The sequence below is a fragment of the Leifsonia araucanica genome, assembly GCF_051161895.1.
GTDB lineage: Bacteria > Actinomycetota > Actinomycetes > Actinomycetales > Microbacteriaceae > Leifsonia.
In genome coordinates, this window is the sequence record NZ_JBMBTW010000002.1 from 486315 (window position 1) to 500384 (window position 14070).

Here is a 14070-nt window from a genome sequence, read left to right on the forward strand (position 1 = left end):
CCGCTACTTCAGCACCGGGGCGTTGCCGTCGGTGGCGAGCCACTTGGCGGCCAGCGTGTCCAGGGTTCCGTCGGTGCGCAGCGCGTCGACCGCGGCCGTCACCTTCGCGGTGAGCGGGCTGCCCTTGGCGAGCACCAGACCGAACTGGTCGCCGTCCTGCCCGGACGCCTTCGGCAGCTGGCCGACGATCTTCCCGTCCTTCAACTCGGCGTCGCGCAGGTAGAAGGCGGTCGGCAGGTCGACGACGATCGCATCCACCTGCTTGTTCTCCAGGGCGAGCTTGGCGTCGTCGTTGGAGTTGAACGCCTGAACGCCGCCGGAGGGCGCGATCTGCTTCTCCGCCGCCGTGAAGCTGGTGGTGGCCGACTGGGCGCCGATCGAGAGCTTCTTGAGGTCGGCGAGCGAGGTGGCCTTGGCCGCGGGGGAGGCGCCGGTGGTGACGACCACCTGCGTGGTCTCGTAGTACGGAGAGGAGAAGTCGACGGCCTTCTTGCGCTCGTCGGTGATGGAGAACTGCTGCAGGTTGAAGTCGAAGGTCTTCGGTCCGGGAGCGATGGCCTGGTCGAACGTGGTGCGCACCCAGGTGACATCGGTCTTCGCGAAGCCGAGCTTGTCCGCGACCGCGTACGCGACGGCGGCCTCGAAGCCCTTGCCGGACTCCGGCTTGTCGTCGATCACCCACGGCGAGTATGCGGGCTCCGCCGTGGCGATGGTGAGCTTGCCGGGCGTGACGTATGCGTCGTCGGCCTTCGTGCTTGCCGAGCCGGTGGATCCGGAGCCGGACGCGCATCCGGTGAGGGCGAGCGCTGCGGCCGCGACGATGGCGGCGACGGTGAGGATGCGGCGGGACATGGCGGCTCCGGGCTGTGATCGGGGGCGGGGTGCGTGCGGGTCTCTCAGCATGGCGCATCCCGCGCCGCGCGGGCAACGCGGCCGGTCACAGTGTTACGCCGGAGGCACGGCGGTCAGTCGCCCAGCGCGTTCAGGATGGCGCGGGGCGGCGCGAAGAAGGTGGTGCCGGTCGCCGCCGTGGAGAAGTCCAGGATGCGGTCGTAGCTGCCCTCCGGGTCTCCGACGAACATCCGCTGCAGCATCCGCTCGATCACCCAGAGGGCGCGCGAGTACCCGATGAAGTACGTGCCGAACTCGCCGTGCCCGACCCGGCCGAACGGCATGTTGTCGCGCAGGATGTCGTGCTCGACGCCCGCCTCGTCGGTGATCGTGGCGAGGGTCTTGTGGGACTTCTGGCCGTACTCGGCGTCGTCCAGTTCCACGTTGTCGAGCTTGGTGCGGCCGATCACCCCCTCCTGGGCCGGTGTCGGCAGCGCGCCCCACTTCGTGAGGTCGTGCAGGTACTTCTGCACCACGACGTAGCTGCCCCCTGCGAACTCGGGGTCCTCGTCTCCGACGAGCGTCGACGACGCCATCTCCCCGTCGGCCGGGTTCGCGGTGCCGTCCACGAACCCCAGCAGGTCGCGGGAGTCGAAGTAGCGGAAGCCGGTGACCTCATCGACCACCTGGACGCTGTCGCCGAGGGCGTCCAGCAGCAGCCGCTCGAATTCGAAGGTGAAGTCGCCGCGCTCCGCCCTGATGTGGAACAGCAGGTCGCCCGGGGTCGACACGGCGGTGTGCACCGGTCCGCGGATCTCGGCGAACGGGTGCAGCTCGCGGGGGAGACCGCGCCCGGTGAGCCTCGTCCAGATGCCCGCGCCGATCGCGACGTTGCAGGAGAGGTGGGCGTTCAGGTCGCGGAAGCCGACCGTCTTGACCAGGCCGGACAGGTCGGAGAGCACGTCCTTCACCGTGGAGAACGCCTCGTCGGAGTCCGCGACGGACACCACGAGGAAAACGGCGGAACGGGAGAGCGGGGCATCGACGCTCTGGGCGTCGATCGGGACGCGCTGCCAGGCGTGGTCGCCGGTGTCGGAGGTCATGGGGAGAGTCTGCCGCACATCCCCTGCCCGCAGGAAGAGCGACGGCACTCAGGTAACGGAAAGGTAACGATGGCAGGGCCCGAGCGATCCGCATCAGCACGCGGATGTCGGTGTATGCCGCCGACGGAATGTGGTGTGAAATGCAGAATCTCGATTGGCTTTCTGTACAAACACATTGATAACGTCGAGTCGCCCCGTTGGCCGTGACCGGCAGAAACGGGGCCGCAACAACCCAGCCCGCGTTCCGGGAATGAGGGGCCGAGGTGTACACCGGCCCCGCACGCCGGAGCGTACGGTCGGGCGGTGTGGGCGTGCCCCGATGGCGCGTCGGCAGCCGGTGATTCGCGGATCGGACGATCCGCTTGAGTCGACCAGCTGTTCACGCTGCCCACCCGGGCGCAATCACGGGCACGCACCAGGGCATCGCCGCGCGTGCCACGGAGGAAAAGTGAGCGAATCTGCCGCCGTCGAAGCGCGCAATCTGTACAAAGTGTTCGGACGTAAACCCGGCGACGTCGTTCGCCGGCTGCAGGGCGGGGCGACCCGCGACGAGGTCGCAGGCTCGGGAACCGCAGCGGTGATCGATGCGAGCTTCTCCGTGCGCCCCGGCGAGATCTTCGTGGTCATGGGTCTGTCCGGTTCGGGCAAGTCCACGCTGATCCGCTTGCTGAACGGGCTCCTCGAGCCGACCGCCGGCGAGGTGGCGGTGATGGGCACGACGATCACGGGCCTGCCGCCCAAGAAGCTCCGGGATGTGCGGCAGAAGCACATCTCGATGGTGTTCCAGCACTTCGCCCTCCTCCCGCACCGCACCGTGCTCGACAACCTCGCATACGGTCTCGAAGTGCAGGGCGTGCCGATCGCGGAGCGCCGCGCCAAGGCGGAGACCGTGCTCGACCTCGTCGGGCTGTCCGGCTGGGGAGACAAGCTCCCCGGAGAGCTCTCCGGCGGGATGCAGCAGCGCGTCGGCCTCGGCAGGGCACTGGCCGCCGACACCGACGTGCTCCTGATGGACGAGGCGTTCTCCGCGCTCGACCCGCTCATCCGGCGCGAGATGCAGGAGCAGCTGCTCGAACTGCAGAGCCAGCTCGGCAAGACCATCGTTTTCATCACCCACGACCTCAACGAGGCGATGTTCCTCGGGGACAGGATCGCGGTGATGCGCGACGGTCGCGTCGTGCAGATCGGAACGCCGGAGGAGATCCTCACCGACCCGGCCAACGACTACGTCGAGAGCTTCGTGCAGGACGTCGACCGTGCTCGCGTGCTGACGGCGGCGAGCGTGATGGAGCCCGTGCGCGCGCTCGTCACCGTGGCCGCTGGACCGCGCGCCGCCGTGCGCACCATGCGCGACCTGCAGACCTCCGCCGCCTTCGTGGTCGGCCACGGACGCCGCCTGCTCGGCGCCGTGCGCGACCGCGACGTGATGCGCCAGGTGCGGGACGGCCAGTCCGACCTCTCCGCCGTGATCGACGACGGCATCGCCTCCGTCTCCCGCGACGAGGTGCTGAGCGAGCTGGTCGAGCTGTCCGTCGGCAGCGATCTGCCGCTCGCGGTGGTCGACGACAACCACCGCCTTCTCGGCGTCATCCCGCGGGTGACCCTGCTTGCGGCGCTCGGCAACGTCACCAGCGAGACCACCGAGATCCCGATCATCGTCGAGCCCAGGGCGACCATCCCGGTCGACGTGATGAACCAGACGCTGCTCGAGACCGCGCCGGGGGTCGGCGCGCGAGAAGGCGGAGAGCCTGAGCTCGAGGAGGTGCGCTGATGGATGTGCGACTTCCCCTCGGCGACTGGGCGACCAGCGCCGTCGACTTCGTCACCGAGTTCTTCGGTCCTGTGTTCGACGTGATCCGCACGGTCTTCACCGCGCTGTACACGGGCATGGACTGGCTGTTGCAGACGCCTCCGTTCTGGGGCATCATCCTGATCTTCGCCGTGCTCGCCGTCTGGCTGCGCGGTTGGGTGTTCGGTGCGGGAACGGTGGTCGGGCTGCTCGTCATCGCTGGGATCGACCAGTGGACGAACGCGATGGACACCCTCGCGCTCGTGCTCGTCGCCGCGGCTATCGCCGTCGCACTGAGCGTCCCGCTCGGCATTCTGGCCGCACGATCGAAGACGGCGTCGGCGATCATCCGTCCCGTGCTCGACTTCATGCAGACCATGCCGGCGTTCGTGTACCTCATCCCGGCCCTCATCCTGTTCCGGGTGGGTGTCGTGCCCGGCATCGTCGCGACGATCATCTTCGCGATGGCTCCCGGCGTGCGTCTCACGGAGCTGGGCATCCGCGGCGTCGACAGCGAGATCGTCGAGGCCGGTCGGGCGTTCGGCTCGTCGCCCCGGCGCATCCTGCGCCAGATCCAGCTCCCGCTCGCCATGCCGTCGATCCTCGCCGGGGTGAACCAGGTGATCATGCTGTCGCTCTCGATGGTCGTCATCGCCGGAATGGTCGGCGCAGGCGGCCTCGGCCGCGACATCGTCCAGGCGCTCAGCCGGGTGGATGTGGGCCTCGGCTTCGAGGCCGGCCTCTCCGTGGTCATCATCGCGATCATCCTGGATCGGCTCACGGCCTCCGTGGGGGCAGCCCGCAAGCGGATGCCGAAGCGCGCGCTGGCGGCCCTCGGGGCGGCAGCCCTCGTGGCGGTCGGCGGCACCAGCATCGCCGCCGTCTCGCAGGCGGACGCGTCGAAGGGCGAGATCAAGGTCGCCGTCTTCAACGGCTGGCCGGAGGGCGAGGCGGTGTCCTACCTCTGGAAGCACGTGCTGGAGGAGAAGGGCTACGACGTGACGTTCGAGTACGCCGACGCCGGCCCAGCGTTCGCCGGTCTCAGCACGGGCGACTACGACGTGGCGTTCGACGGCTGGCTGCCCACCACGCACGAGGCGTACCTGAAGAAGTACGGAGACTCGCTCGTCGACCTCGGCGCCTGGAACAACGAGGCCAAGCTCACCATCGCGGTGAACAAGGACGCCCCCATCGACTCGCTCGACCAGCTCGCGGCGCACGCCGACGAGTTCGGCAACCGGCTGGTCGGCATCGAGCCGGGCGCCGGGCTCACCGAGGCGACGCAGAAGAAGGTCATCCCGGAGTACGGCCTCGGCGGTCTCGACTTCACGACGTCGTCGACCCCGGCGATGCTCGCCGAGCTGACCAGCGCGATGAAGAGCAAGGACAACATCGCCGTCACCCTGTGGCGACCGCACTGGGCGTACGACCAGTTCGACCTGAAGGATCTGAAGGACCCGAAGAACACGCTCGGGACGGCGGAATCCCTGCACTCGATCGCCAGCACGGACTTCGAGAAGAAGTACCCGGAGGTGGCCGGCTGGGTGAAGTCCTTCAAGCTCGACTCGAAGCTGCTCTACTCGCTCGAGAACGACATGTTCAACGGCGCGAAGACGGACGACTACGACCCCATCGTCACGAAGTGGATGACGGAGCACCAGGAGTACGTCGACACGCTCACGAAGTGAGCGCGACCTCGTACGCTGGAGGGATGAGCTTCCCTCTCGCCCATCCCGTCGACACCACCAGGATCGACGCGGACACCATCGTCACGTACCCGGACGGTGACCTGACCTCGACCGGCACTGTGCTCATCGCACAGCCGGTCGGGGACGGGCGCACCGCGATCGTCCTCGACAGGACGGCGTTCCACGCCGTCGACCCGGTCTGGCCGGACCAGCCCGCCGATGACGGCACGCTGTCGGCGGACGGTGTCGTGAATCCCGTGGTCGGGGCGGTGGTCGGCGCGATCGACGGAGAGAACCTGTTCCTGGGCGACGCCCCGGTGCGGACGGGCACGGAGGGCTGGGCGTTCGTCGTCTGCCATTTCGTGGAGGACGCTGACGGGCTCACCCCGGGCACGCCGGTGACCGTCACCGTCGACCCCGCTCTGCGCCGCGCGCTCTCCGCCGGGCACACCGGTTGCCACCTGGCGTCGCTGGCGCTCAACGCGGCGCTGGCCGGGCTGTGGAGCAAAGAGGTGCAGCTCGACGGCAGGGGCAGCCCCAACTTCGACCAGCTCGCGATCACCGAGTCGCGCATCCTGCCGGACGGCTCGCTCGACACGTACCGCATCGGCAAGAGCCTGCGGAAGAAGGGGTTCCAGGCCGCAGAGCTCGCCGGAGCGCTGGACACCGTGGAGGCCGCAGCCAACGAGCTGCTGGCCGGATGGCTGGCGACCGGAGCCGCGGTGTCGATCGCGCGCGACGGAGACGGCCTGGGGGAGCGGCGCACTTGGCGCTGCGACCTCCCGGATGGCACCGTCGAGATCCCGTGCGGAGGAACGCACCTGCGCTCGCTCTCCGAACTGGCGTCGGTGACGGTCGGCCTCGACCTCCACGAGACGGAAGGTGCGCTCGAACTCCGGATGCGCACCGCCGCGACGCTCAGTGCGGCAGGAACGGCAGAGCCACCGCGAGCGCACTGAGCGCGACCGCGAGCAGCCACCCCAGCCGGACGACGCGCGCCGCCCTGTCCTCGCGGGCGATGGCGTCGAACCGCTCGACGGTGGCTGAGCCTGCGCCGGACGGGCCGTGCACCGCTCGCCAGGTTGCCGGGTCGTCGACGATGCGCACGATCGCATCCACGGTCGCTCGATCGACGCCGGCCGGACGCCGGGTGAGCCAGCGGTTCAGCCCGCCGGCGGCGAGCACGGCGACCCTGGCGGGCTGCTGACGCACGGTCAGCTTCTTCGCGCCGAGCACCGCGACCACGGCGTTCACCGGGGCGACCAGGCCCGCGGTGGCGAGCACCTGCCGGATGCGCGACGCCTCAAGCTCGGAGTTGCGCAGGTACGGCTTCTTCGCCCCGTTCACGAGCACAGCGCGCTCGCCGACCCACACCTCAGCACCCTGGTGGTTCTTGGTGTTCACGACGAACACGCCGCCGGGGCCGACGACGAGATGGTCGATGTCCGCATCCCCGTTCCCGACGGGCAGCGCGTGGAAGACGGTCCATCCGTCCGGCAGGCGGTCGAGCATCGCCCCCACCTCGCGCTCGCCGAGCGCGCCGTCGAACCAGGGCCGGGTACCGGCGCTGAGCGGGCGGACCCCGAACGCACGGGCGACAGCCGACCGCGGAGGGACGTCACCGTGCAACCGGACGACCTGCTCCATCACCGCGTATCCGGCGACCCTGTCGCGCATCCGTCCACTGTTGTCCACCGCGCCACCGTACCGAGCGGATGGGAGCCCTTCCAGGCCCCCAACCAGGGCGCGCTCCGGACGGACTACCCCTTGGTGAGGGGCAGCTCGTCGTCGCCGGGCAGCCGCTCTTCGAGCGAGGCGTTGTGCTCGGCGACGGCGTCGAGACGTTCCTCGTCGTTCGAGCCGAGTTCGGTGACGGCCTCGGTCAGCTCGTCGGCGTCGCGCGGCGCAGCGGGCTCCTGGCTCTGCTGGGTGTCCTGTCCGGTTGCATCGGGGCCGGTGGTGGGCTCATCCTGATCGCTCATGCCGCGCACTGTACGCTCCCGTCGGATGCCGGGACTACACTGCCGCCCATGAGCCGAATCGAGACCGGAATCGTGTCGTACACCCTGTCCGGCGACTACTACGCCACCGTCGGAGCCGACTTCGACACCGAAGCCGTGGACGACGCGATCCTCGCCGAACTGAACAGGATGCTCCCCGTCGGCATCGTCGTGGAGCGCAGCGGCAAGGTGTTCGCCGACGAGGACAAAGCGGACGAGGCGCGCAGGATCGACTGGAACGGCCTGCTCAAGCGGATCGACGTCGACCAGATCCTCGCCGAGCACGGGCGCTGACCCTCAGCGCCCCTTCACCACGTCGTAGGCGGCGAGGGCCGCCCTCCTCGTCTCCGCGAGGTCGACGATCGGCTCCGGGTACGCGTCCGTCTGCCACTCCGGCACCCAGCGGCGCACGTAGTCGCCGTGTTTGTCGAACTTCTCGCGCTGCAGTTCGGGGTTGAACACGCGGAAGTACGGTGCGGCGTCCGCCCCGCTTCCCGCGACCCACTGCCAGTTGAACGGGTTGCTGGCCGGGTCGGCGTCGACCAGCGTGTCCCAGAACCACTGCTCTCCCAGCCGCCAGTCGATCAGCAGGTTCTTGATCAGGAACGACGCGACGACCATGCGCACCCTGTTGTGCATCGTGCCGGTGTGCCAGAGCTCCCGCATCCCGGCGTCGACCAGCGGGATGCCGGTGCGGCCCTGCTGCCAGGCGCGCAGCGCCGTCGGGTGCAGGCGCGGCCAGGGGAAGGCGTCGAACTCACTGCGGATGTTCTCCGTCGCCAGCGCCGGCCGCTGGAACAGCGTGTGGTACGCGAACTCGCGCCAGCCCAGCTCGGAGAGGAAGGTGGCCGCGCCCTCCGCGTTCGTGCGGGTGCGCGCGGCGGCGGTGGCGTGCCAGACCTGGTGCGGGCTGAGCTCGCCCCAGCGCAGCCGCGGCGACAGCCGTGAGGTGGCGTCGATCCCCGGGGTGTCCCTGTCCGCCTTGTATGCGGCGACGTCCTCGTCCAGGAAGCGCGCGAGGGCCTCGTGCGCGGCGTCCTCTCCCGGCTCCCAGGTCTCCTGCAGGCCGGCCGACCAGTCGGGATGCGTCGGCAGGAGCCCGAGGTCGGTGACCGTGAGGCTGTCCAGCGGGGGAGCGCCCGCGATGCTCCCGGGCGCATCCAGCGGCTTGCGCGGCTCCGGCGAGGCGAGGCAGGCGCGCCAGAACGGGGTGTAGACGGAGAACGGCGTGCCGGAGCCCGTGCGAATGGTCCACGGCTCGAAGAGCAGGTTCGCGCCGAAGCTGGACGCCTCGCGTCCGTCGTCCCTGGCCTGCGTCTTGATGGCTTCGTCGACCGTGCGCTCCGCCTCGCCGTACCGCCTGTTCCAGAACACGGCGGCGGCGTCGGTCTCGGCGAGCAGGTCGCCGATGACGCGTTCGGCCGGGCCGCGACGGATCGTCAGGGAGCCGCCGAGCGCATCCAGTGCTGCCGAGAGCGCGGTGAGACTGTGGTGCAGCCACCACCGGGACGCGCCGCCCGGCGCTCGCACGCCGGGCGACTCGTCGTCGAGCACGTAGACGCAGACGACGGGCATCCTGCTGCCTGCGGCGGCCGTCAGTGCCGGATTGTCTGCGACCCGGAGGTCGTCACGGAACCAGACGACCGCCGGGCGGGATCCGGACGCTGCGGCGTGCTGCTCGCTCACGCGCTCAGAGGTCGAGCGTGTCGTTGGGCTCCAGCGGGAAGAACTCGCCGCCGTTCTGCTCCGTCGCCCACTTGATGCGGGCGTTCGCCATGTCCTTGCCCCCGCGGGAGAGCACCATCTCGTGCGTCGGGAAGCTGCGCTTGGGCTTGACGGCGAGCACGTAGTCGATGGTCTCCGCGATCTTCAGCCAGGGGGCGCCCGCCGGGGTGGCGAGCACATCCACGTCGACGCCCTCCGGGATGGTGAACGAGTCGCCCGGGTAGTAGAGCACGTCGTTGATGAGCACGCCGACGTTGTCGACGACGGGGATGCTCTCGTGGATGACCGCGTGACGCCCGCCGAAGAAGCGCAGGGTGAACGGCCCGGCCTCGACGGTGTCTCCGGGGTGCACGACGGTGATGGCGAAGTCGGGGGCTGCGGCGGCGACACCCTGCGGGGCGAAGATCGGCACATCCGGGTTGAGGTCGAGGATGCGGTTCAGCTGCTCGGGGGTCCAGTGGTCGGCGTGCTCGTGGGTGATCACGACGCCGACGGTGCTGTTCGTGTCGGTGAGGGGGGAGGTCAGGCTCCCCGGGTCGACGAACAGCTTCTTTCCGGACTCTTCGAGGAGCAGGGCGGCGTGTTCGAACTTCGTCAGTCTCATGGCACCAGGAAATACCTAAAAGGGTGGTCGTGCAACTTGAGGAATATACCCCTGGGGGGTACTGTTCAAGGGTGGATATGAACGAGACGACGACGAATCAGACGCACCAGCCACACGACGCGCACGATCATGGGGCGCACGAGCACTCGGGTCACGGCGGCGCGGCCGACGATCACTCGGCGCACGACCAGGGCGGTCACGATCACGGCGCCCACGCCGGGCACGATCCGGCGATCTTCCGGCGCAAGTTCTGGCTGACCCTGGTCCTCACCATTCCGACTCTGGTGTTCTCGCCCGGCCTGCAGGAGATCCTCGGGCTCGGCGGACCCCGGTTCCCCGGCAGCCAGTACATCCCCGCGGTCTTCGGCGTCGCCATCTTCTTCTACGGCGGCCTCGTCTTCCTCCGTGGAGCCGTCACCGAGCTGCGGAGCCGTCAGCCCGGCATGATGACCCTCATCTCGCTGGCCATCGTCGTCGCGTTCGGCTACAGCCTCGCCGTGACCTTCGGACTGCCGGGCATGGACTTCTGGTGGGAGCTCGCCACCCTCATCCTGATCATGCTGCTCGGCCACTGGATCGAGATGTCGGCGGTGATGGGCGCCCAGGATGCGCTCGGCCAGCTCGCGAAGCTGCTGCCCGACCAGGCGGAGCGGGTCGGCGACGGGTCGACGTCCGAGCTCGTGCCCGTCAGTGCGCTCGCCGTCGGTGACCTCGTGCGCGTCCGTCCCGGCGCCGCTGTGCCCGTGGACGGGGAGATCGTCGACGGACGGTCCGACGTGGACGAATCGCTGCTCACCGGCGAGTCGAAGCCGGTCACCCGCGGAGTGGGCGAGCAGGTGGTCGCCGGCTCCATCTCCGGTAGCGGGTCACTCGTGGTCCGGGTGACGAAGACCGGGGGAGACACCGCGCTCGCCGGGATCATGCGCCTCGTCTCCGACGCGCAGGCCAGCAAGTCCGGCACGCAGATCCTCGCCGACCGCGCGGCCGGGCTGCTGTTCTACGTGGCGCTCGCCGCCGCATCCCTCACCCTGGTCGTGTGGGCGATCCTGCGGCCGGACGAGCCCGGCTTCGTGCTCGAACGCGTCGTGACCGTTCTCGTCATCGCCTGCCCCCACGCACTCGGCCTGGCCATCCCGCTGGTCGCCCAGATCTCCACGGCGATCGGCGCGAAGAACGGCCTGCTGATCCGCGACAGGCACGCGATGGAGGACGCCCGCCTGATCGACGTCGTCCTGTTCGACAAGACCGGGACGCTCACCGAGGGCCGCCAGGGCGTCGCGTCTGTGGAGGCCACCGACGGGGACGTGAATGCGCTGCTCGCGCTGGCCGCGTCCGTCGAGGCGCCCGCCGAGCATCCCATCGCCCGGGCGATCGTCGCCGAGGCGCAGCAGCGGGGGCTCACCGTCTCCGCGGCAGCCGACTTCGAGGCGTTGGGCGGTCGGGGAGCGACGGCGACGGTCGACGGTGTCGCCGTGACCGTCGGGGCGCCCAGGCTGCTCGCCGAGCGGGGTCTGACGCCGGACGCTGCGGTGGCCGAGGCCGCGCGGGCGGCGGAGGCGGAAGGTCAGACCGTGGTGTACGTACTCGCCGGGGACGGTGCAGCCGGGATGCGGGCGAACGAGACGCTGGCGGCCGGGACGTCCTCGACCGGGACGCAGGCGGCTGGGGTGCAGGTGGCCGGGATGATCGCGCTCGCGGACGTCGTGCGACCCGAGTCGGAGGAGGCGGTGCGCATCCTGCACAGCCGCGGAGTGCGCGTCGCGATGCTGACCGGCGACTCGCGGGCCGTCGGCGAGGCTGTCGCCGCACGTCTGAGCATCGACGAGGTGTTCGCCGAGGTGCTGCCCGGCGACAAGGCGGGCACCGTCGCGCAGTTGCAGCAGGGCGGCGCGAAGGTGGCGATGGTCGGCGACGGCGTCAATGACGCCCCGGCGCTCGCGCAGGCGGACGTCGGCATCGCGATCGGCGCGGGCACGGACGTGGCGATCGAGTCGGCCGGGATCGTGCTCGCGTCCAGCGACCCGCGCGGCGTGGCCAGGGTCATCACGCTGTCGAGGGCCACCTACCGCAAGATGCTGCAGAACCTCGCCTGGGCCGCCGGGTACAACGTGATCGCGCTGCCCCTCGCGGCGGGCGTGGCGACCGGGATCGGCGTGGTCGTGTCTCCCGCGTTCGGCGCCGTGCTCATGTCGGTGTCCACCATCGTGGTGGCGCTGAACGCGCAGCTGTTGCGGCGCGTGCGCCTCTAGGCCGCGGCGTGAACTCCGCTCGGGCGGAGTCCCGGCGCGACACGCCGCGGAAGGCTCCGCTGGAACGGAATCGGCGGGCCCCCGGCCGTGAGAACTCCGCTCAAGCGGATTCCGCGCCCCGGCCGCGAACTCCGCTCAGGCGGACTCCGTGGGCTCGGCCGCGAACTCCGCTCGGGCGGAAGACGCGCGGTGCTCGCCGCGGGAACTCCGCTTGGGCGGAGTGTGGCGCGGCGTGTCGTGCCGGGAGTCCGTTTGAACGGACTCCCGGCTCGGCCCCGCCCGCGACACGGGGACAGCCACGTCTACTCCCGGCCGCGCCCGGATGGTCCGCCATAATCGTGCACTATGGCCGCATCCCCCCGCACCGTCGTCGTCGCGGTCAATCCGATGGCGTCGTTCGGGAAGAGGCGCGAGGTCGGCCCGCGCGTGGTCGAGCGGCTCCGCGCTGCCGGTCACACGGTGGTCGCGCTCGACGAGGCGAACGTGGAGCTCCTGCGGCGCGAAGCGAAGCGTGCGGTCGCTGCCGGTGCCGACGCTCTCGTGGTCGTGGGCGGCGACGGCATGGTCAATCTCGGCATCAACATCGTCGCGCAGACGGACATCCCGCTCGGGATCGTGCCGAGCGGCACGGGCAACGACATGGCGGACGGCCTGGGCATCCCGGTCTCCGACACCGACGCCGCCATCGCCCTCCTGCTCGCCGCGCTGCAGAAGCCGCCGCGCCGGATCGACGCCGGGATCGTGCGGCACGGCGGCCTGAGCACCTGGTTCGGCTGCGTGCTGTCCGCCGGGTTCGACGCCACCGTCAACGAGCGCGCCAACCTGATGACCCGCCCGCGCGGCCGAAGCCGCTACGTGCTCGCCCTGCTCCGCGAACTCGCGACGCTCCGCCCCATCCCGTACCGGGTGGTCGCCGACGGTGTGCCGCTCGACACCGACGCGCTGCTCATCGCCGTCGCCAACAACCGCTCCATCGGGGGAGGGATGCGCGTGGTGCCGCACGCCAGCCTCGACGACGGGATGCTCGATCTCTTCGTCGTCAGGGACATGCCGAAGTGGCGCTTCCTGCGCCTGTTCCCGAAAGTATTCTCCGGAACGCATACGGAGATCGACGAGGTCTCGTTCCTCCCGGCGCGCACGGTCACGATCGACGCTCCGGATGTGGTGGCGTACGCCGACGGGGAGCGCATCGGACCGCTGCCGGTCGAGGTCTCGGTCTCTCCGGGCGCGTTGCTCGTGCTCGCCTGACCGCAGCCTGCGCGCCACGCCCGGGATGCACCCGCCGTTTTGGAACCTGAGCGCAGGGTGTGGCATACTCATTGAGTTGCAAAAACGGCCCCATCGTTTAGCGGCCTAGGACGTCGCCCTCTCACGGCGGTAACGCGGGTTCAAATCCCGCTGGGGTCACAACAGCCCGGATACCAGTAATTTACTGGTATCCGGGCTTTTTTGTGTGCTCGGGCGGATGCGTCGGGTCAGGTGCCCGGGGTGGCGGCGCTGGACGCCGCGGCGGCGTGGGCGCGCACCGGGAGGTGCACGATCCGCTTCGCGGTGACGGTGTCGCCGGAGCGTGTCCCGAGAGCGCCGATCCTGTCGCCGACCGCGAACGAGCCCTCGGTGGCCGGCTTCTTCTTCGTGCCGTATGCGGTGCTGGAGCTGAGCTTGACGGTGACGGTCGCGCCGGAGGCGGCGTGCATCGTCCAGGTGTCTCCGCTGATCGCCGTGATGGTCCCGACGGCGCCGTGCCGATGCTTGCGCTTCGCCTTCGCCTTCGCTTTCGCTTTCGACGTCGACGCAGCCGCGCCGTGGTTCGTCACCGTATTGGAGGCGTTCTCCGCCGTCAGCGGAGCGGAGGCAGAGGTCTGCTCCGCGGCGACCGCGGCGGAGACGCCCCACGCCGTTCCTCCCGCGACCACGACGACGGCCAGCACGGCCGCCGTGATGCCGGAGCCGACGGCGTGACGGCGGAGGAAGGCGGCTGGCGCATCCGGTGTGCGCTGGCTGGGAGCCGAAGAGGGTTCAGGGGTGTGGAGGGGAGTGTTCTCTGGGGTGTTCGTGTCCATGCTCGTCAGCGTCGCAGG

The 14070-nt window shown here is 70.0% G+C and carries 13 protein-coding genes and 1 tRNA gene; 7 read left to right on the forward strand and 7 right to left on the reverse strand.

Annotation, left to right across the window (positions count from 1 at the left end):
• Positions 1 to 3: 3 nt before the first annotated feature.
• Positions 4 to 852, reverse strand: coding sequence for an ABC transporter substrate-binding protein (locus tag ACN6M5_RS02290; RefSeq protein ID WP_434948368.1), 849 nt, complete (start codon positions 850 to 852; stop codon positions 4 to 6).
• A 113-nt stretch (positions 853 to 965) separates the two neighbouring features.
• Positions 966 to 1934 carry a Dyp-type peroxidase gene (locus ACN6M5_RS02295; protein WP_434948369.1) on the reverse strand — a complete coding sequence of 323 codons (969 nt, stop codon included), beginning with the start codon at positions 1932 to 1934 and terminating at the stop codon, positions 966 to 968.
• Positions 1935 to 2382: 448 nt separating this feature from the next.
• On the opposite strand from ACN6M5_RS02295, the gene ACN6M5_RS02300 reads away from it, so the two are divergent.
• From ACN6M5_RS02300 to ACN6M5_RS02310, 3 genes are read left to right on the forward strand one after another with little or no spacing between them, the layout of a single operon-like run.
• Positions 2383 to 3705 (forward strand): quaternary amine ABC transporter ATP-binding protein, encoded by a 1323-nt coding sequence (locus ACN6M5_RS02300; RefSeq protein ID WP_434948371.1) that lies wholly within the window; start codon positions 2383 to 2385, stop codon positions 3703 to 3705.
• Positions 3705 to 5411, forward strand: a complete 1707-nt coding sequence (locus ACN6M5_RS02305; protein ID WP_168689243.1) for an ABC transporter permease/substrate binding protein — start codon at positions 3705 to 3707, stop codon at positions 5409 to 5411. Before ACN6M5_RS02300 ends, ACN6M5_RS02305 begins: the two co-directional genes overlap by 1 nt.
• A 23-nt stretch (positions 5412 to 5434) precedes the next feature.
• Positions 5435 to 6370: an alanyl-tRNA editing protein gene (locus tag ACN6M5_RS02310; protein WP_434948372.1), complete on the forward strand. Its 936-nt coding sequence runs from the start codon at positions 5435 to 5437 to the stop codon at positions 6368 to 6370.
• Here the strand turns inward: ACN6M5_RS02310 and ACN6M5_RS02315 are convergent.
• Positions 6330 to 7106, reverse strand: a complete 777-nt coding sequence (locus ACN6M5_RS02315) for a nuclease-related domain-containing protein (protein WP_434948373.1) — start codon at positions 7104 to 7106, stop codon at positions 6330 to 6332. The genes ACN6M5_RS02310 and ACN6M5_RS02315 overlap by 41 nt on opposite strands.
• A 65-nt stretch (positions 7107 to 7171) precedes the next feature.
• Positions 7172 to 7393, reverse strand: a complete 222-nt coding sequence (locus tag ACN6M5_RS02320) for a hypothetical protein (RefSeq protein WP_434948375.1) — start codon at positions 7391 to 7393, stop codon at positions 7172 to 7174.
• Between the two features lie 48 nt (positions 7394 to 7441).
• On the opposite strand from ACN6M5_RS02320, the gene ACN6M5_RS02325 reads away from it, so the two are divergent.
• A complete protein-coding gene (locus ACN6M5_RS02325) occupies positions 7442 to 7705 on the forward strand; it encodes a hypothetical protein (protein WP_085370315.1) in 264 nt (87 codons plus the stop codon).
• Positions 7706 to 7708: 3 nt separating this feature from the next.
• Here the strand turns inward: ACN6M5_RS02325 and ACN6M5_RS02330 are convergent, their stop codons facing one another.
• Positions 7709 to 9097 (reverse strand): cryptochrome/photolyase family protein, encoded by a 1389-nt coding sequence (locus ACN6M5_RS02330; RefSeq protein WP_434948376.1) that lies wholly within the window; start codon positions 9095 to 9097, stop codon positions 7709 to 7711.
• A gap of 4 nt (positions 9098 to 9101) precedes the next feature.
• Positions 9102 to 9740: an MBL fold metallo-hydrolase gene (locus tag ACN6M5_RS02335; RefSeq protein WP_085370316.1), complete on the reverse strand. Its 639-nt coding sequence runs from the start codon at positions 9738 to 9740 to the stop codon at positions 9102 to 9104.
• 77 nt (positions 9741 to 9817) lie between these two features.
• Here ACN6M5_RS02335 and ACN6M5_RS02340 point away from each other — a divergent pair, with 77 nt between their 5' ends.
• The 3 genes from ACN6M5_RS02340 to ACN6M5_RS02350 all read left to right on the forward strand — a co-directional run bounded on the left by ACN6M5_RS02340 (position 9818) and on the right by ACN6M5_RS02350 (position 13396).
• Positions 9818 to 11989, forward strand: a complete 2172-nt coding sequence (locus ACN6M5_RS02340; RefSeq protein ID WP_434948379.1) for a heavy metal translocating P-type ATPase — start codon at positions 9818 to 9820, stop codon at positions 11987 to 11989.
• Positions 11990 to 12334: 345 nt separating this feature from the next.
• A complete protein-coding gene (locus ACN6M5_RS02345) occupies positions 12335 to 13237 on the forward strand; it encodes a YegS/Rv2252/BmrU family lipid kinase (RefSeq protein WP_434948380.1) in 903 nt (300 codons plus the stop codon).
• Positions 13238 to 13323: 86 nt separating this feature from the next.
• Positions 13324 to 13396 (forward strand) — tRNA-Glu (locus ACN6M5_RS02350).
• A gap of 68 nt (positions 13397 to 13464) precedes the next feature.
• On the opposite strand, the gene ACN6M5_RS02355 is transcribed toward ACN6M5_RS02350, so the two are convergent.
• Entirely contained in the window at positions 13465 to 14052 is a 588-nt protein-coding gene (locus tag ACN6M5_RS02355; protein ID WP_434948381.1) for a DUF5666 domain-containing protein, read from the reverse strand.
• Positions 14053 to 14070: the final 18 nt, after the last annotated feature.

Excerpts from the sequence above, each read along its gene's own strand:
- ACN6M5_RS02325 (WP_085370315.1), top strand. The coding sequence starts at position 7,442 with ATGAGCCGAATCGAGACCGGAATCGTGTCGTACACCCTGTCCGGCGAC.
- ACN6M5_RS02335 (WP_085370316.1), bottom strand. The coding sequence starts at position 9,740 with ATGAGACTGACGAAGTTCGAACACGCCGCCCTGCTCCTCGAAGAGTCC.
- ACN6M5_RS02310 (WP_434948372.1), top strand. The coding sequence starts at position 5,435 with ATGAGCTTCCCTCTCGCCCATCCCGTCGACACCACCAGGATCGACGCG.
- ACN6M5_RS02290 (WP_434948368.1), bottom strand. The coding sequence starts at position 852 with ATGTCCCGCCGCATCCTCACCGTCGCCGCCATCGTCGCGGCCGCAGCG.
- ACN6M5_RS02340 (WP_434948379.1), top strand. The coding sequence starts at position 9,818 with ATGAACGAGACGACGACGAATCAGACGCACCAGCCACACGACGCGCAC.
- ACN6M5_RS02305 (WP_168689243.1), top strand. The coding sequence starts at position 3,705 with ATGGATGTGCGACTTCCCCTCGGCGACTGGGCGACCAGCGCCGTCGAC.
- ACN6M5_RS02295 (WP_434948369.1), bottom strand. The coding sequence starts at position 1,934 with ATGACCTCCGACACCGGCGACCACGCCTGGCAGCGCGTCCCGATCGAC.
- ACN6M5_RS02345 (WP_434948380.1), top strand. The coding sequence starts at position 12,335 with ATGGCCGCATCCCCCCGCACCGTCGTCGTCGCGGTCAATCCGATGGCG.
- ACN6M5_RS02320 (WP_434948375.1), bottom strand. The coding sequence starts at position 7,393 with ATGAGCGATCAGGATGAGCCCACCACCGGCCCCGATGCAACCGGACAG.
- ACN6M5_RS02355 (WP_434948381.1), bottom strand. The coding sequence starts at position 14,052 with ATGGACACGAACACCCCAGAGAACACTCCCCTCCACACCCCTGAACCC.